12 protein-coding genes are annotated in these 19,069 nt (G+C 52.7%); 4 read left to right on the forward strand and 8 right to left on the reverse strand.

The annotated features are described in order from the left end of the window. Window positions 1-330 precede the first annotated feature (330 nt). Both hutH and recQ read left to right on the forward strand, forming a co-directional pair. Complete coding sequence (hutH, locus tag CHM34_RS02370) at window positions 331-1,875, forward strand: histidine ammonia-lyase (RefSeq protein WP_094262953.1); 1,545 nt, start codon at window positions 331-333, stop codon at window positions 1,873-1,875. A gap of 124 nt (window positions 1,876-1,999) precedes the next feature. Beyond that, the gene (gene recQ, locus CHM34_RS02375) at window positions 2,000-4,123 is read left to right on the forward strand and encodes a DNA helicase RecQ (protein ID WP_240511818.1); all 2,124 of its coding nucleotides are present in this window, start codon (window positions 2,000-2,002) and stop codon (window positions 4,121-4,123) included. 67 nt (window positions 4,124-4,190) lie between these two features. Here recQ and CHM34_RS19935 read toward each other — a convergent pair whose 3' ends face one another. Then, complete coding sequence (locus CHM34_RS19935; protein WP_276207671.1) at window positions 4,191-4,313, reverse strand: hypothetical protein; 123 nt, start codon at window positions 4,311-4,313, stop codon at window positions 4,191-4,193. 150 nt (window positions 4,314-4,463) lie between these two features. Next, complete coding sequence (locus tag CHM34_RS02385; RefSeq protein ID WP_240511819.1) at window positions 4,464-5,201, reverse strand: metallophosphoesterase; 738 nt, start codon at window positions 5,199-5,201, stop codon at window positions 4,464-4,466. 183 nt (window positions 5,202-5,384) lie between these two features. Between CHM34_RS02385 and CHM34_RS02390 the strand changes: the two genes are divergently transcribed. Beyond that, on the forward strand, window positions 5,385-6,044 hold the full coding sequence (locus CHM34_RS02390) for an SGNH/GDSL hydrolase family protein (RefSeq protein ID WP_094262956.1): 660 nt from the start codon (window positions 5,385-5,387) through the stop codon (window positions 6,042-6,044). Between the two features lie 58 nt (window positions 6,045-6,102). Here the strand turns inward: CHM34_RS02390 and CHM34_RS02395 are convergent, their stop codons facing one another. Beyond that, on the reverse strand, window positions 6,103-9,435 hold the full coding sequence (locus CHM34_RS02395) for a vitamin B12-dependent ribonucleotide reductase (protein WP_094262957.1): 3,333 nt from the start codon (window positions 9,433-9,435) through the stop codon (window positions 6,103-6,105). Between the two features lie 224 nt (window positions 9,436-9,659). On the opposite strand from CHM34_RS02395, the gene dat reads away from it, so the two are divergent. Continuing rightward, window positions 9,660-10,487, forward strand: coding sequence for a D-amino-acid transaminase (gene dat / locus CHM34_RS02400; protein WP_094262958.1), 828 nt, complete (start codon window positions 9,660-9,662; stop codon window positions 10,485-10,487). Between the two features lie 117 nt (window positions 10,488-10,604). Here dat and CHM34_RS02405 read toward each other — a convergent pair whose 3' ends face one another. The 5 genes from CHM34_RS02405 to CHM34_RS02425 all read right to left on the reverse strand — a co-directional run bounded on the left by CHM34_RS02405 (window position 10,605) and on the right by CHM34_RS02425 (window position 19,046). Beyond that, the gene (locus tag CHM34_RS02405; protein WP_141201614.1) at window positions 10,605-12,353 is read right to left on the reverse strand and encodes a serine/threonine-protein kinase; all 1,749 of its coding nucleotides are present in this window, start codon (window positions 12,351-12,353) and stop codon (window positions 10,605-10,607) included. A 200-nt stretch (window positions 12,354-12,553) separates the two neighbouring features. Continuing rightward, complete coding sequence (locus tag CHM34_RS02410; protein ID WP_094262960.1) at window positions 12,554-13,798, reverse strand: ribonuclease H-like domain-containing protein; 1,245 nt, start codon at window positions 13,796-13,798, stop codon at window positions 12,554-12,556. Between the two features lie 76 nt (window positions 13,799-13,874). Further along, window positions 13,875-15,647, reverse strand: coding sequence for a hypothetical protein (locus CHM34_RS02415; protein WP_094262961.1), 1,773 nt, complete (start codon window positions 15,645-15,647; stop codon window positions 13,875-13,877). Between the two features lie 195 nt (window positions 15,648-15,842). Next, complete coding sequence (locus CHM34_RS02420; protein WP_094262962.1) at window positions 15,843-16,589, reverse strand: SDR family oxidoreductase; 747 nt, start codon at window positions 16,587-16,589, stop codon at window positions 15,843-15,845. A gap of 201 nt (window positions 16,590-16,790) precedes the next feature. Then, window positions 16,791-19,046, reverse strand: a complete 2,256-nt coding sequence (locus tag CHM34_RS02425) for a DEAD/DEAH box helicase (protein WP_094262963.1) — start codon at window positions 19,044-19,046, stop codon at window positions 16,791-16,793. Between the last annotated feature and the right edge of the window lie 23 nt (window positions 19,047-19,069).

Consider the following 19,069-nt stretch of genomic DNA (forward strand, 5'->3'; position numbering starts at 1 on the left):
AACCCGGAAAAGCTTTTCTGAATACAATACACCAATCACTCCACGGGGCTGAAAACGCTGACTTCATCTTCAACACAGCGGCGTTGAGCGTTCACAACAACCCGCCCTTTATCCTTGTGCCGCTTTGGAGTACAATGAGAGAGAAATCTTGAAATGAGATGAGTGGTTGAAATGGGACGGATCCTGTTTCGATATCACCCCACAGGGGTGAATCCTGACAACAGGAAACCTTCCGCAACGGCGGCTGCTTCCGTTGGGGGGATCAGGTTTTAATAACCTGATCCCCCTTTTTCGTGCACTCTTCTCTCAGATAAAGGAGGAAAGCATCCAATGAATTCAACGATCACTTCATCCCAACCCCTTCAGCTCGACGGCGACAGGTTGACTCTGGACGATTTCGCCCGCGTTGTTGTTTCCGGAAAAACCGTTTCCCTTTCTCCACAAGCTGTAGCCAACATGCGCCGTTCCCGGAACCAAGTAGAAAACCTGGTGCAACGGGAACAAACCGTATACGGAGTAACAACGGGCTTCGGAAAATTCAGCGATACTTTCATCGACACCTCTCAGTCCTCTGAACTGCAGCAAAACCTAATCCGCAGCCACGCCTGCGGTGTCGGCAAGCCCCTGTCCGAGGAAACCGTCCGGGGTATGATGTTGCTTCGGGCCAATGCCTTGGCCAAGGGGTACTCCGGAGTGCGCCCCTCCACAGTGGAATTATTGATCGAGCTTTTAAACCGGAAAATCCACCCCGTCGTTCCCAGCCAGGGATCGTTGGGAGCCAGCGGGGACCTCGCCCCTCTGGCCCATATGACGCTTCCGCTGTTGGGCGAAGGTGAAGTCTTTCTGCATGGTAAACGAATACCCGCTCGAGAAGCCTTAAACCAGTTCGGTCTGGAACCCGTCGATTTGCAGGCGAAAGAAGGTCTGGCTCTGATCAACGGCACGCAGATGATGGCCAGTTTGTCGGCTCTCGCGCTTCTACGGGGAAAGCGGCTTCTCCTCTGTGCCGATATGATCGCCGCAATGACTATGGAAGCCTTAAACGGGATTCCTCACGCTTATCACTCCCTTCTCCACCAGGCCCGGGGGCAACAAGGACAGACAGTGACCGCCTCCAACCTTCGCCGCCTGTTGAAAAACAGCGGACGAACCAGCCTTCCCGGAGAAAAACGGGTCCAGGATGCATACAGCCTTCGGTGCGTCCCCCAAGTTCACGGCGCATCCAAAGACGCCTACCGATACGTGCTGGATATCGTCACCCGGGAACTGAATGCAGCTACAGACAATCCGCTTCTCTTCCCGGTGGAGGGCGAAGTGATCTCGGGAGGTAATTTCCACGGCCAACCTCTGGCTCTCGCCGCCGACTTTTTGACGATCGCCCTGGCCGAAATCGCCAATATCTCCGAACGAAGAACCGAGCGCCTGGTAAATCCTCAGTTGAGCGGATTACCCGCTTTTTTAACCCGTCAAGGAGGGCTCAACTCCGGTTACATGATTATGCAGTACACCGCCGCCTCCTTGGTGTCGGAAAACAAAACACTGTGTCACCCCGCTTCCGTCGACTCCATCCCTTCTTCCGCCAACCAGGAGGACCATGTCAGCATGGGTTCCATCAGTGCACGGAAACTGCATTCCGTCATCTCCAATACAGAGCGTGTATTGGCGGTGGAATATCTTTGTGCCGCACAAGGGTTGGAATTCGGACAGGGGCCGATGGGATCCGGTACATCGGAGGCCTACTCGATGTTGCGGAAAGAGGTTCCCTCTTTGACCCGGGACCGGGAAGGGCAAGCGGATATTGAACGAGCTGTGGGCTTAATCCGAAAGAGTTCCATGGTGGAGAATATATCGACAAAGCTCGGATTGGAATACTGATCCTTCCGGAAGTGTTCACCATCGCTGAACCTATCAAAAACCATCGCTCCTCCCCGTTTTTCCCTGATATACTGATCTCATGGATCGAAGAAAACGAAATGCCGAATCAAAGAGGGGTGATGGTTTGTCCTCGGAGAAAGTCCGTCAGTACTTACAAAACATCTACGGTTACCGTTCTTTTCGCAAAGGCCAGGAGGAAATCGTGAAAAACATTCTGGAAGGGCGGGATACCCTCGGGGTGATGCCGACCGGCGGGGGAAAATCGATCTGCTATCAAATTCCCGCGCTGATGATGGATGGGGTGACTCTGGTCATCTCCCCCCTGATCTCCCTGATGAAGGATCAAGTGGACAACCTCCAGCAATTGGGAATTCCGGCCGCCTCCGTCAACAGCACCCTGTCCGCTTCAGAAACGGAACGATGTTTGCGGGAGACCTCTCAAGGGGCCTACAAGCTTCTCTATGTCGCCCCGGAACGGTTTGAATCACCTCGATTTCAAACCTTGCTCTCCTCCCTTCCCGTTTCCCTCGTCACCATTGACGAAGCTCACTGCATTTCCCAGTGGGGGCACGATTTCCGGCCCAGTTACCGTCGGATGGCGGAACAAATCCGTCAACTTCCCCAACACTCGGTCATCGCCGCTTTTACCGCGACAGCCACCCGGGAAGTTCGCCGGGAAATCGTGGATCTGCTTTCGATCGGCGAGCATGATGTCTTCGTCACCGGATTTCAGCGGAAAAACCTGTCCTTTTCCGTCCTTCACGGAGAGGAGAAAAGGGCCTTCGTTCTCCGGTACCTCCGGGAACGACCGGAACAGTCGGGGATCATCTATTGTTCCACTCGGAAAGAAGTGGATCATCTTCACCAGTTTCTGCTGGATCGCGGATGGGCGGCCGGCAAATACCACGCCGGTCTGTCCGAAGAAGAACGGCGCGACTCCCAGGAACAATTCGCTTACGACCGGATACAGGCGATGGTGGCCACTAATGCCTTCGGCATGGGGATCGATAAATCCAATGTCCGCTTTGTTATCCACTACAACATGCCCCGCAACCTGGAATCCTACTACCAGGAAGCGGGACGGGCCGGCAGGGACGGCGAAGAGAGCGAGTGCACCCTTCTGTTCAACCCCCGGGATGTTCACACGCAAAGATATCTGATCGAACAGTCCCAACTACCCCCGGAGCGAAAAGCCCGGGAACACGAAAAACTGCAGGCGATCCACCAGTACTGCCACACCCAGCAGTGCTTTCAGCACGTCATCATTCGATACTTCGGAGACTCCCCCGGTGAAACTTGCGGAAAATGCGGCAATTGCACCGACACCGGCGAAAAAGAGGATGTAACGGTAGAGGCGCAGAAGATCTTCTCCTGCATCAAGCGCATGCGGGAACGTTTCGGTGTCTCTCTCATCGCCAAGGTATTGAAGGGTTCTGCCGATAAACGGGTCAGAGAATTGGGTCTTACCCGCCTTCCCACCTACGGTTTGCTGAAAGAACAGACGAGCAAGGAAATCACTAACCGGATTCATCGTTTGATAGCGGATGGCTACCTCTCCCTCACCGAGGGAACCTATCCTGTCGTTCAATTGAACGACCAGGCCGTAGAAGTGCTGAAGGGGGAACAACAGGTCTTACAACGGGTGACAAAGCGACAGCCCCAGGTACAAGTTAAAAATGAGCTCTTTGAGTCCCTGCGCGGGTTGCGCCGGGAGATTTCCGAACGGGAACAGATTCCCCCTTATATGATTTTTCATGACAGTACATTGAAGGAATTGAGCCGGGTGTGTCCCGTGGAGGAATCGACAATGCTGGCCGTTAAAGGAATCGGAGAGCAAAAGTTTCAGCGTTACGGGCAGGAGTTTCTCTCCTTTTTGCGTTCCTATATCGAAAAAAACGGCCGCCCTCTGGCAACGACAGTGCCTTCTTCCGCTTCTTCCTCTACCGGTTCCGGGGAAGCGAGTCACCTCACTTCTTACCGCCTTTTTCTGGATGGTGAATCCCCGGAAGCAATCGCGGCTCACCGCAATTTGTCAACATCGACGGTGGAAAATCATTTATTGCGGTGCGGGAGTGAAGGCCACTCTGTGGATTGGAACCGGCTGATCCCTGAAGGACAGGAAGAAATCATCCGTCAAAAGATTGAAGAAATCGGAGCCCAACGATTAAAACCGCTCAAAGAAGCCCTTCCGAATGAAATCAGCTACACCGCGATCAAAGCCGTCATCGCCAAAGGGATGGAAACTTGACTACAAGTAAAAAGCCGCTTCGAAGTCTGCTGTTCCGGATTCTCTCCGTAGGGGAGACCGACAAAAATCATTCCAAGGTGGTCAAAATCGTCGTTTCCTGTCCTCCGTGAATGGAACCGGTACTGGTAAAAACAGCCGTCGGTTTTCCTTCCAGTTCCCCATTTAACCGCAAACCTCCCGCTGCGTCCAAAACTGTTTCATCTGGGCGTGCATGACACCGAAGCGAAGTCGGAATTCCCCATATAATCCCGTCCGCCCATCGAAGATCATCGTAGTTACATCCGATCCTTTTTATACGAAAAACAAAAAAGACTGCTGACCTCTCGTCAGCAGTCCCTCTTCACTCCTGCAACTCCAGCAAAACGGGTTGGAAATCGATATAGTCACAAGATACGAGCCGCAATCGGATCCCGTCTACCATCCCTTCCACCGCATCCCGGTGGGCCCGACCGTGAAGGTGTCCATATACGCAAAGGCTCACCCCGTATTCCTTCATCAGATCCATAAACAACGAGCTTTTGCTTTTCTCTGTCACCGGGGGAAAGTGAAGCATCACAATCCTCTCTCTGTCGGGATGATCTTTGACAGCCGCCTCAAGGGCGATTTGAAGCCGTCCGGCCTGTCTTTCGTAGATTTTTCGGTCGGTCTCCTCATCCCAGTGATAATCCCCTGGCAGGTTCCACCCTCTTGTCCCGGCAACCACCCGATCTTCGACAATCGTGTAGTCGGCATCAATCCACTCCATTCCCTCGGGCAGGACCTCCCGGACCTTTTTTTTGCTTTGGGCGTAGTAACAATGGTTTCCCGGAGACATCACTTTTTTTCCAGGGAGTTGGCGGATCCAGTCGAAATCGTACCGGGCCTGATTCAGTTTAAGTGCCCAGCTGATATCCCCCGGAATCAACACGGTATCGGATTCCCGGACGGTTTCAATCCACCGGTCCCGCACTTGTTCGTAATGCCGTTCCCAGCCGAAAATATCCATCGGTTTGTCCACATCGGTTTCAAAGTTGACATCGTATAAGGAGACCGGTCGATTAAATGAAAGGTGAAGATCACCGATTGCATAAATGCTCAAAGCTCGTCCACTTCCTTTGTTTAGCATCGTCGCCATGCATTATAACACGACAGGGTCCGTTATGATGAAAAAACGGAAACGACCACTGTCGCACTTTCGACGAAGGCCCCGCGGACACTGCCCTGCCATTTTCGAAAGAGCTACATAGAATATAGTATTCATTCAGGCGGAAAGGGGGATCCCATGACGCCAAAGAAATGGTACGTAGCATTGGGCGATTCCATCACGGTGGGATATTCCGCCGTCGGCCGGCGGGGATTTGTCGACCGATTGGCCGACCGCTTATCACAACAGGGGCACCCTATAAACGTCTATAACGCGGCACGAAAAGGGATGACCAGCCGCCTGCTGGTTGACCAGCTGGCCGGTTCACCATACCTGCACCATTTGCTTTACCGGGCGAATCTGATTACCTTGTGTATCGGGGGCAATGACCTTTTGTACGCCTATATCCGTTTCTTTCTGTCGGGAGATCCTTCGGTCTATTTCCAGACGGTTTATCATTATGAATTCCGTCTCCGCCGAATCTATTCACTCATTCGCTCCCGCTCCTCGGCCCCTCTGTTCACCCTGAACCTCTATAACCCGTTTCCCCATTCCCCTTCAGCCGTTACCTGGATTTCAGCCATAAATGACCGCATCGAAAAAATCTCGGCGGGTTGGAGTGTCCCGATCATTGATCTGTATCATCACTTTCTCGGATCGGAACCTTTTTTGATTCGCGGATACCGAACCGGGCACCTGTCCGATTACCGCCTGTTCGGCAGTAATCCTGTTCACCCCAATGATCGGGGCCACCAACTGATCGCAAATGCTCTGTGGCCGTGGATTGTCAGTGATTAAAATCAATCCCGCATCCGATTTCAGATGCGGGATTCAATCCATTCTTAGATGGGATGGATCAGGAACAGCCGGTTGTGGCACCGCAATCGAGGCAGACGTAACAGGAGCCGTTACGTTTGGTCATACCTCCGCATTCGACGCAGATCGGAGCGCCACTGCTGGCCCGGATCGCCTCCAGGTTATCCCGGGGAACATCCATCCCCCCTGTCACTTCCCGATATCCACTCTCCAGCTCGGAATTGGCGTGAGCCGGTGTTTCCCCTGTCTCTTTCCTTTCCGCCTGATCCTTCTTCCAGCGATTGGCGTAGGTGCGGAGCTCCTCCTGCTTGGGAGGCACCTGAACGAAATCAGTCCGTCCCAGGTATTCCATTCCCAACAGCCGGAAGACGTAATCGATGACAGAAGTGGACATTTTGATGTTCGGATGGTTCACTGTTCCGGCGGGTTCAAACCGGGTGAACGTCATGGAATTAATATACTTCTCCAGGGGCACTCCATGCTGCAACCCCAGAGAGACAGCTACGGCAAAGGCGTCCAGCAACCCGCGCATCGTACTTCCCGCCTTATGCATGTCGATGAAGATCTCGCCGAGAGAACCATCTTCATATTCTCCGGTGCGGACAAAGATTTTGTGACCGGCCACCCGGGCCTCCTGGGTAATACCGGTTCGCTTCTTCGGCAATCGTCTCCGCACGCTGGGAACATGCCCTTTGGCAATCACTTCTTTCATCTGGGACGCCGCAGCAAAGGGTTCCGCCGTCTCTAATTCCGCCGCCGGCGTCTCGTCATCTTTTTCCTTGTCGTCGCCCCGGGCGTTAAGCGGTTGGGAGCTCTTGGATCCGTCCCGGTACAGAGCCACAGCTTTCAAGCCCCGTTCCCACCCCTGATGATACGCATGCTGAATATCTTCCACTGTGGATTCCTGGGGCATATTGATCGTCTTGGAAATCGCGCCGGAGAGAAAAGGCTGTGCCGCGGCCATCATCCGGAGATGCCCCATGTAATGAATAAACCGTGTCCCGATCCTTCCACAGGGATTGGCTGTATCAAAGACCGGATAATGTTCCTCCTTCAGGTGAGGTGCTCCTTCCGTGGTCATCCGGCCGCAGATGACATCGTTGGCTTCCCGGATCTGGGCGCGGGTAAAGCCGAGGGCACGCAGAAGGTTGAAGTCCGGCGCCTCGTATTCCTCGGGTTCGAAGCCGAGGCGGTTCAAGCATTCTTCTCCCAGTGTCCAGCTATTGAAGGCGAAGGACAGTTCAAAAACGGTCGGCAACACCTTCTCCACCTTATCCAGATCCGCATCGATAAATCCTTTTTCCTTCAGGGTATCCCGGTTGATATGAGGAGCCCCCTGCAGAGTGAGCGTCCCGGTGACATAAGAGAGTATCTCCTCGATCTCTCCGGGAGGGTAACCCAGATTTTTCAAGGCGGGACGGATGGATTGATTCGCGATCTTGAAATAACCGCCCCCAGCCAGTTTCTTAAATTTGACCAGGGCGAAGTCAGGTTCGATACCGGTGGTATCGCAATCCATCAACAGGCCGATCGTCCCCGTCGGCGCCAATAAGGTTGTCTGGGCATTCCGATAGCCAAACTTCTCTCCCATTTCCAAGGCTTGATCCCAGCTCTTCCGGGCCGCTTCCAGAAGATCCGGCGGGCAATAAGTCGGGTGAATGGCCATCGGTTTGACTGTTAAGTCTTCATACTCAGCGTCAGGGACATTATAAGCGGCGCGACGATGGTTCCGAATCACCTTCAGCATGTGATCCCGGTTCGTCGGGTATGCCTTGAAGGTGCCCAATTCCCTGGCCATCTCCGCAGAAGTGGAATAGGCGGTGCCGGTCATAATCGCTGTTACCGCACCAGTGATGGCCAAACCTTCATCGGAATCGTAGGGAATACCGGAAATCATCAACACGGTTCCGATATTGGCATATCCGAGTCCCAACGTACGATATTCATAAGAAAGCTGAGCGATCGCCCGGGAAGGATACTGGGCCATCAGCACAGAGATCTCCAGTACAATCGTCCACAAGCGGGACGCGTGCTTCAGCCCCGGAATATCAAATTGCCGCGTATCCGGATCAAAGAATTTGAGCAGGTTCAGAGAGGACAGGTTACAGGCGGTATTATCCAGAAACATGTACTCGGAACACGGGTTGGAGGCATTGATCCGGTTGTGGCGAGCCCCCAGCCGCCCATCGGTCCCTGCCGGGGTCGTATGCCACTCATTGATCGTCCCGTCATACTGAAGACCCGGATCGGCACACTCCCACGCCGACTGCCCGATTTGACGCCAAAGCTCCTTGGCCGGAACGGTCTTGTTTACCTGGCCATCGGTCCGATTTTTCAGTTCCCATCCCCCATCTTCCGACAACACCTGAAAGAACTCGTTGGGGGCGCGAACGGAGTTGTTGGAATTTTGTCCGGAGATCGTCTCATAAGCCTCTCCGTTGAATGAGGGATCGTAACCCGCTTCGATCAGAGCCTGTACCTTTTTCTCCTCGTCGGACTTCCAATTGATAAATTCCTCCACATCCGGATGGTCCATATCCAGGCAAACCATCTTCGCGGCGCGGCGGGTCGTCCCTCCGGATTTAATCGCACCGGCGGCGCGATCCCCGATTTTCAGGAAAGAAAGAAGGCCGGAGGAAGTTCCCCCGCCGGAGAGGGATTCTCCCTTACCGCGAATATTGGAGAAGTTGGAACCGGTCCCGCTCCCGTATTTAAACAGCCGCGCTTCCCGTACCCACAGATCCATAATCCCGCCTTCATTGACCAAGTCATCCTCGACGGACTGGATGAAACAGGCATGAGGCTGGGGTCGGCTGTAAGCATCCTCTCCCTTTTTGAGCTCTTCGGTCTCCGGGTCGACGTAGTAGTGTCCCTGCGGCTTGCCGGTAATCCCATAAGCATAGGCCAGCCCCGTATTAAACCATTGCGGGGAGTTAGGGGCCGCCATCTGATGCAGCATCATATAAACCAGTTCATCATAAAAAGCTTGCGCATCCTCTTCGGTATGGAAATAACCGTTTTTCTCTCCCCACTCTCTCCAGCAGCCCGCCAGTCGGTGGATCACTTGTTTGACACTCGTCTCCGGACCGGTCACAGGCTCCCCTTGGTCGTTCAGGACCGGTTTTCCCCGCTCATCATACTGGGGAACCCCCGCTTTCCGGAAGTATTTCGAAATCATGATATCCGCCGCTACCTGAGACCAAGGCTTGGGAACTTCAGCCCCCTTCATCTCGAATACGACAGATCCATCGGGATTGGTAATCCGGCAATCCTTTTTCACATACTCGACAGTTTGAAACGGATCTTCGCCTTTTTGGGTGTAGAAACGCTTGATTTGCAACCCTTTCTCCCCCTTTTTTTGCGACAGAATCATCCTTGAAGTCTATTCTCAGCGGAATGGAATCGCAATATGTAGGTTTTATACTATTATACCACTACTATATGTGGAGTTAAATCTCATTTTTTAGGAACGGAAACCCATTCATTCAAAGGGTACCCTTCCCATTCACCCCTTTTATCGTTTCATTTTTTTACTTGTCAGATCCTGCTGAATCAGGCAAACTGGTTCTGACGACTTTGACGAGGAGGCAGGTAAACATGGCGATCTTATATAATGATCGGCTGACCGAGCGGGACCGGATCCACGTCGATATCGAGGATCGGGCCTATCAATTTGGAGACGGTATCTATGAAGTGATCCGTGTTTACGAAGGACGTCCGTTTTGCCTTTCCGAACATATCCAACGCTTTGAACGCAGCGCCGAAGAGATCCGACTGCAACTTCCCTACGGAAGAAAACGGTTGGAGGGGTTTCTTCAGGAACTGATCGCGAAAAACCGTCTCAAAGACGGAACCGTCTACCTTCAGGCCAGTCGTGGAGCGGCACCGCGTTCCCATCCGTTTCCCGACGGAGCCCGTCCGGTGATTATCGCTTACACCCAGGAGGCTCCCCGCCCTCTTCAATTCCTGGAACAGGGAATACAGGCCACTCTTACGAAAGATATTCGCTGGCTCCGCTGTGATATCAAAACACTGAATCTACTCGGTGCTGTTTTGGCCAAACAATACGCTGTGGAGCGCGGATGCCAGGAGGCGATCTTGCACCGGGACGGTCGAGTCACCGAAGGAAGCGCCACGAACGTGTTTCTGGTCAAGGACGGGATCTTGTATACCCATCCCGCCAATCACCTGATTTTACACGGCATTACCCGTGCGGTCACGATAGAAGCGGCGAAAGAAGAAGGAATCCCTTGCAGGGAGGAAGCCTTCACGACCGATTCCCTGTTTCGAGCTGATGAACTCTTCGTTACCGGAACCACCACCGAGATCAGCCCCGTCATCTCTATTGACGGGAGAAAAGTGAATAAAGGCACTCCAGGACCCATCACCCGAAAGTTGCAACAAGCCTTTGAAAAACGCATCTGAACCGGGAGCCGGTCCATCATAACACAGAAAAGCCCTGTCGCCTATGGTACAGGGCTTTTCTCATATGAGGAAATGAACGGAAATAAGGTCGAAGGTTTGAATCTGGGAAAACCTATCCTATGGCTCCCGCAATTGAAGATCGGACGAACTGACAATGGAAATCCGGCGGATGGAAACCGGGTTATCCAGCTGGGCCTTGACTTTTCGCTGATCCCCTCCCTGTTCCATCTCAACCGTAAACTCCCGGGATTCACTGGCGACTGAAACCCGGGTCTCCTGATCCGGATTCCACGAACTTCCAACCCAGTTCACTCCTAAGCTTTCCCCTCCTTCATCCATCCGGGACAACTCCATTTTCCCGTCCCGATTCCAATGAAATATAAAGCGGCTCCCATCTGTACTCTCCAGCTCCATCTGAAGGGGTTGCCCCGCATATCCGGAAGAACGCTTAAAGGCGAAGGAGGAGTTTCCCTTTCGTAAGTGAACCCGGCCATCGCCGTCCAGAAGAAGGTTATGTTCTTCCACCACCCCGGCCCCATTAACCAGCAGCCAGGGATGATTGTTCATCCAACGTTCAATGGCCCCGGATTCTTCGCCCACTTTGATCATTCCGGGGTTGCGGACAAAAGTCCCCGAATCTCCCTTCAAATTCATCTGGTATGTGGAGTCGATCGGTACATTTCCCACGGCAATCCACTTTTTCCCCGTTTTCTTTTCTGTGACAGAAACGCGAAAGGGTTGGCGAGGTATGTATAAAAGCTCCATCCGATAGGATTCATCCGGTTGAATCCGGAATGTTCCCGACTGCGCCACATCAAAAGTTTCACCGTTAATCCGTTGGAACAGAGTTAACCGTCCCTTCTGATCGAGTCGAAAGCCGAATCGCGAATCGATATTTTCAGACTCCAAAAAGAGGGAGAAGGGCTGATCCCCAGTCCATTTCAACTCACCGAAGACGCGGAAGGAACCTTCCATGGAGAGAGGAAGAGTCTCGATCTGTTCTTTTTTAAACCGGATCGAATCGAACCGAACCGCCTCACCGGACTGTTCGAACTGCTCTTCCTTCGATCGGGACGATCCCGCATCCGTATCGAAAATCCAGCTTCCCCAGAAAACACCGATCGTGACCGCCAAGACGACGATGGCAGCGGAATAAATCCACCTCCGATGTTTCCCGATTTCTTCTTTTTTACTGCGGAATTTTGGCAGCTCCAACCGATCGGCCTCTTCCAAAACACTCTCCATTGTCTCCTTGGGGTCCATGGAACGGATCAGGAGTCTCTTCCACTCCGAGGATAAATCGCGGACTTTTTCATCCGACTCAATATCTTGGATAGGAGTTTCCAGCCGATATCCGGTCAGCAAAAAGTACAACAGATACCGCCACTTTTCCGCCTGGTTTCGACTAAACCGATGAAAACTGATAAAAAGGACAAAGGGGCGATTATCTTCGATGATGATATTTCGGGGATCAAGTGTCGTAAACAGAGGCAGGGGTAATTTTGACAGCTGGATCGCCGTTCGAAGAAGGTTGCGAAAAACCAACAGGGCTTCAGTCGGATCCAATCCCTGTCGGGGCGGAACCAGTAAAGACAGGGGCTCACCTTCCAGTGTAGGATGAACGAGAATGATACGGCCCCGTTCTTCAATCACATCCAAAATCGGAGCCAGGTTCTCATTTTGAAACCCAAGTAACATCTCCTTGGAGCCCGGGGGCAATTCCCGATTCAGCTTCACCTCCTGGAGGTAAACCTGGGTCCCTCCGGGTGACCGGGCCAAAACGAGCTGACCGGAGAAGAAGGTAAGAACATCTTCCACTTGATACTGCTCATAATAACGGCCCTTCTTTTGTCCCATAGACCTCATTCAATTTCCTCCCGTAACATACAAAGGATTCACGTATCAATAGATGATCAGGCCGGACCCATGAGTGCAAAAACCTGATAATAGTTGGTATGTTTATCCTACCGTTTATTATGACATAAATAATGAAATTTCGACAACGTTCCGGAAAAAAGAAAAGGTTCGAAGATCGTATTAAAGCCGGGGATGAAGTCTCCCCGGCTTTAAAATAAACTCTTTTTCCGTTTTGCCTCCAAGCGTTGCGCTCTATCAGTCAAAGCCTTCATTTCCCGATCCCCCCGAAGCGGGGAACCAAACCTTCTTTTTCGCTTCAAACGATGGATGGCTTGCTGTGTCCAATCATAAGCCCGGCCAACCTCCCGTGTCCGGTGCTCGTAGTATTTTGCCAGTTCAACACATGGTTCGGCGTTCCATGGATCCTGCTCCAACCATTCATGCCAAAGATCAGTAGCCGTTTTCCAATCTCCCTCGCGTTTTAAAACCGCGGATATCAGTCGAAAAGCTTCTCTCCGAGTTTTCAGTGAAGCTGATGGATCCCGGATCACCGCTTGCAACCAATCTCCAGCCCTTTCTCGATCCCGGACCATCCACCATTTTCCCACCGCCAGTTTTTCTTCCGCGAATTGGGGAGTCCCATCCCCAATCAACAATCGCTGTATATGAGTGAACAAGTATACGAGTGAAAGGATATCCCGTTCATTATGACAAAGAACCCCATCAAGAGCCGTTAGTCCGCCTTTTTGCAGATAATCGAAATAAAAAGCGGGAGCCTGATGCCCGGGAACATCATTTTGCCGGAGAAGTCCCAAACAGGAAGATTCCACTTCTTGCATGCGGCAGGAGGGGAGAACATCCGACCATAAGCGCCGTGCCGGGTACAATAAATCGCAGTGGGCCGGATCCATATCCCGGCTGAGCCGGTTGAGGGTCAATCTCGTTTTCAACTGAGCCCAGTCGAAACCTTTTCCGTTATATGTAACCAACACGCCGAAGGTTTGAATCCGTTCCGCCAAATCCGTCAGCAAAGCCGGTTCATGGGAAACATCCGGTAGAAAATAATGCTCCAGGACAAAAGAACCGTCCCGGAAGTAACCCACTCCGAACAAAAAAATCAAATTCCCGGCTCCGGTACCCAACCCAGTGGTTTCCGTATCAAAGAATAAAAGCTCTTCCAGTTTCCTGACACCGACGGGAACATCGGCGATCAAATCGATGGCTTCCAGACCGACATCAACTAGATCGCGCAACTGATACCGGCCCTCCCCGAAGTCCAGAGGATATACTCTACGGCGAAACAGATACGATCCCTGCTGATTGCTTCGCCAGGAAAACCCCAAAGGGAGAGACTCCCGTTTGGGATCCGGGATCTGCCGCTCCACCTCTGCGGGCTTTTGGTTTTTGTCCTTTGAGTGATGTAAGCGCAAACGTTCATGCAGGGATCGCATCATGAATCACTCCGCAGTCGGAAGGATGGGAAAAAGCGATCACAGGCCGGAGGATATCCTCCGACCTGATTGAAAGTATTTATGGATGAATCAGTTCGAGTCCGGATTCGCTTTTGATCGATGCCTTTTGAATATCGATCGGCTCATCATGGGTATAACTTAAAGACACTTTTTCCGAATCTTGGGAGACATGAACCGCCAGCTTGTTCCGGTCCGTTAGAAGGGACACTTCAGCATCTACTCCCGTTTGAAAGGGCCAGTGAACCACCTTTTCCGCCAATAACTTCCCGGCCGGACTGTTCCGGTGAAGTCGAAGCCGTCCGTCTTGACTCCAGATCAAGCTATATCGGCTACCGCCCGCTCCTTCCAGTTCCATCCGGATCGGGTCGCCGTCATAGCCTTCCTTTCTCCTGAAAGTGAAGAAGGATACCTTGCCGCTACCGGACCTCAACAACGCATTTCCATTGAGAGACAGACTTTCCTGGTTCATCGTTCCTTCTCCGAACACCAGTCTCCAGGGTTGTGGCGCCATCCAGGTTCGCCGCGCCTGCCCTTCTTCCGTCACGGGAGTCACCTCTCCGGAGTCGAACTGCGTCCCCTGTTCCCCTTTCACTTCCGCCTGCAGTTGGGTATCCTGGGGAACGGTGCCCACAGCCATCCATTTTTCTCCGGTCTCCGTATCCCGCAAAGAAACGCGGAGAGGTTCACCGGCTATATATAAAAGCTCCACTTGATATGTTTGTCCTTTCTCCATATGGAAAGAGGGATCCGTCTGCTTGATCGTGTGCTCCGACTCCCCTCCTTTCTGAAAAAACTGGAACCGCCCTTGAGAATCCACTTGGATTCCATATGTATACGACAAGGATTTGGAATCGAGTTGCAGGGAGAAAGGCCGAACTTGTTCCTGCTTGATGATCCCCCGAATACGGGCGGACTGGTTGATCTCGGCCAGGGAATGCGTCTCTGGTTTTTTCTCCGTAAACTGTATCGGATCTAACGTTATTTTTTCCCCGGGTTTTTGATCGGCCACCTTGTCTTCCTCTGTCGTCAACCAATCGTTGGACTTCACCAAATAGCCGACGGCACCACCGACCATCAGGATAACCAACAGGGTGGCGATCAGAGGAGAGAGTCGCCTTTTTTCCTGCCTCCTGCTCCGTTTCCCCACAGTCGGCGATGGAACCTTGTCCAGCGCTTCATCCGCTCTTCTCAGCATCTCTTCCGGGCTGGGTTTCCGATCCAACAGATCGATGGCCAACTCCCGGATGGGAACAGGCACGTGTTTGATCCTCTTTGCTAAATCCTGTCCCCTGTATTTGACATTCCGAGGGTGTTCCCCTGCCAGCAGATAGTACAGTAAATTTTGTTTCTGATCATCCATCGGCTTGGGCGTATACTTTTTCAACCCGCAGAATAAAACAAAGGGTTCATCCTCATAAAGACAGATATTCCGGGGATCCAGTGTCGTCCACATCGGGATCGGAAATTGGGCCAAGTCGATTAAAGTCCGAACTAACTTGCGGAAAAGGCGAAGAGCCTCCACCGGTTCCATCGGATGATCCTTATTGACCATGAGGGGAAGGGGTTCTCCGGAAAAAATCGGATGCACCAGCACAACTACGTCTTTTTCCACGATAACGTCCAAAATGGACAACATGTGGGAGTTCCGCATCCGTTTGAGCATCTCCTGCGCCCCGGCAGGAAGAGGGCGCACCAGCCGGATCTCCTGAAGAAGCACCCTCGCCCCGTCCGGAGAACGTGCCTGAATCAATTGTCCCGTAAAAAAAGTCAAAACGTCTTCCACTTGAAAACGCTCATAATACCGTACCTGTCGCTCCCTCTCCCGTATCATACAAGCCTTCCCTCCAGATCTTCTTCTTCGCACCCCATACGGCGACACCGTTCAGAACGGATCATAAATACCATAGTATCTTCATCCTAGACATCCCCAGGGTAAAAATCAAGGAATTTCGACAAACTCAACTCTAAGCATACGAAAGATCCGTCGTCCCCCGAAAGGGGAAAACGGATCTTTCAGCTGGAGGAATCAAGATTCCTTTCGATTGGTCGGCCGCACGATCACTTCATTCACATTGACATTCTCCGGCTGGCTGACGGCGTAAAGAATCGAACGGGCGATATCCTCCGACTCCAAGGCCTTTAATTCCTGTTTGGAAAACTTATCGGTTACCGCCCGGTCGGTAATATGATCGGTCAGTTCTGTAGCCACCGCTCCGGGGGAGATATTGGTGACCCGGATCCCGGAACGGGACAGCTCCTTTTCAATCCCCATGGAGAACGCCCGAACGGCATATTTAGTGGCACAGTAGACGGCGGAGGAGGGAAAGACTTCATGGCCGGCGACAGAAGAGATATTGACGATATGTCCGGAGCCCCTTTTGAGCATTCCCGGGAGCGCCGCGTGAACGCCAAAGAGAACTCCTTTCACATTGACGTCCACCATCTGTTCCCATTCGTCCACATGGTCGTTTTCCAGAAATGAAAGAAGCATAACCCCGGCATTGTTCACCAGAATATCGACGGACCCGGTCGATTCCTCAGCACGGTGCATCAACGCCTCCACTTGTTCGCGCTTGGTTACGTCCGTCGGTACGGTCAATACATCGGCAGACGTTTTGGATTGGATCCTGGAAGCCAATTGCTCTAACCGATCTTCCCGACGCGCCGCCAAAACGACTGTAGCTCCCGCTTGGGCCAGGTGAAGAGCCGTCGCCTCTCCGATTCCGCTGCTGGCTCCGGTAATAACCGCCGTTTTTCCTTTCAGTTCAGCCATAGAACATTCCTCCTGTTATGGGTGGTCTGTAGGGCATGTCTGATCATCAATGACCGCGATTGGGGGGAGGGCCGATTCCGACTCTGCAACGAGTTATCCTTCCGCAATGCCAAGCGGTCCGCGACCTTTTCTCCGGACCGAATCAGCATTCATTCAGGAAAAGCAAGGGCGGCCGCTAAAGGGGTCGGTCCGTGAACCTTCTCATTCCGCCTGTTTCATCATCGCTTCGATTAAAGAGAGTGTGATCCCTTTTCCCCCGGTTCCTGTCTCAACAGCGGGTCCGACACACGATGGGCATCCATCTTCGCAGGTGCAGTTTCGGATATGGGATCGGGATGTAAAGAGAAGCTCTTCGTGCAACTCGTACAACTTCTCACTGAGTCCTACGCCTCCAGGGTATTTGTCATAAATGAAAACCGTCGGTTTTTTGGAGTGAATGGCTTTCACCTGGGCGCTTACGCCCAAATCCCCGGGATCGCACATCAGGTACAAAGGGGCCAACTGGGATAAAACATGGCTCAAACCGATCAGCCCCGATTGAAGCTGTTCTTCGGTAAATCCGGAAGCGACCGAATTCTCCACCGTCGCCCAATAGGCGGTGGTATGCATCTCCTCCTCCGGCAGGTGAACCGGCCCGGAACCGATGTTTTCATGGGTACCGAACTTAATCTTCTTAAAGATCGTGACCAGAGCATTCACCGTAACTTCACCGATCCCGCGGGAATGATTCGCCAAACATTCTTCCCGGTCCACCTCCAGCACCTTCAACTGGACCGCCAGGTTGGCGTCGGTATAGTAGTCCACATCCACCTTGCGGACATAGGCCTTTTTCTCTTCGTAATCCAGCTTTTCCACCTGGTATTGAGCCCCTTCGTGCAGATAGATCGCTTCTTCATGGATCAGCGTTGGTGCGCTGAACCGGTCCACTTCCCCCAACACCCGGTGCTGGCCGGTTTGACTGATGTCAACGATGACGAAATTCTCCTGAGCTGCGGAGCGAAGACTGATCTCCTTGGCGGGAAAAGATTGATCCATCCAATACCAACGCTCTCCGGCCCGGTGCAGAATCCGTTCCTCCGCCAGGAAATCGAGGATTTCCTCGGTCGTGGCGACACCGAATGTTTCTCCTTTTTCAAAGGGAAGCTCATAGGCGGCACATTTCATATGATGGACCAGGATCACCAGGTTATCCGGCTGAATCAGGGCGTTTTCCGGTGTTTGACGGAGAAAATAGTTCGGATGCTCAATGACATACTGGTCCAACGGACTACTGGAGGCTACTAGAAAGGTAATGGAAGATCCCTGGCGCCGTCCAGCCCGACCCGCCTGTTGCCAAGTGCTGGCGATCGTTCCGGGATAGCCGCAGATCACGCAGGCCTCCAAGGCACCGATATCGATTCCCAATTCCAGGGCATTGGTACTGACCACTCCGCGGATCTCCCCGCGGCGAAGCCCCTGTTCGATCGCACGGCGCTGAGTCGGCAGATAGCCGCCTCGGTATCCGCGAATCCCTTCAGGCAACACATGGGACAGGTAGGTCAACAATACTTCTACCCTCACTCGGCTCCGGGCAAACACGATCGTCTGTACATCATTGGCGATCAATTCCTCCGCCAGCTTTCTCGCTTCCAGAAGACTGCTTTTCCGGATCCCCAAAGCCTGATTCACCACCGGCGGATTATAAAAGACAAAATGCTTCTCATCGGATGGAGCACCGTTGTTATCGACCAGGGAGACAGGAACTCCCGTCAATTTTTCCGCAAACGCCTTCGGATTGGCAATCGTTGCCGAGGAGAGGATGAACCGGGGATCCGATCCGTAATGGCGGCATATCCGTTGCAGACGGCGAAGCACGTTGGCGAAGTGGCTTCCGAAAACGCCCCGATATGAATGGAGTTCGTCGATCACAATGTGGCGCAGATTTTCAAACAGCTGAATCCATTTGGTATGGTGAGGCAACACCGCCTGGTGCAACATATCCGGATTGGTGACGACAATTTGTCCCGCCCGGCGAATCGCCTTTCTGGCGGAGGCAGGAGTATCCCCGTCATAGGTAAAACCTTTGATATCGGCTTCCAACTCCTCCATCCACCAGTTGAGTTCCGATAATTGATCATAGGCCAGCGCCTTGGTCGGAAAGATATAGAGGGCGCGGGCGGCGGGCTCGTTCAAAAGGGTATGTAGGACCGGAAGATTATAACAAAGCGTTTTTCCCGAAGCCGTCGGCGTCACCGTAACCACATTTTCCCCCTTCAGTACCTTCTCCACCGCCTCCGCCTGATGAGTGTACAATGCCTCGATTCCCCGATCCCGGAGATTTTTTACCAGATCCGGATGCAATTCCTCCGGAAAAGAAGCGTAACGGGCCGGACGGGCCGGTATCACCTCCCAGTTTGTTACATTTCGGCGGATATCTGCACGGCTTTTCATATGGTCGATCAGCATCCCGATATTCATCCCTTCCCCTCCCTCCTGATCCG

The organism is Paludifilum halophilum (assembly GCF_002245355.1).
Classification (GTDB): Bacteria; Bacillota; Bacilli; order Thermoactinomycetales; family DSM-45169; genus Paludifilum; species Paludifilum halophilum.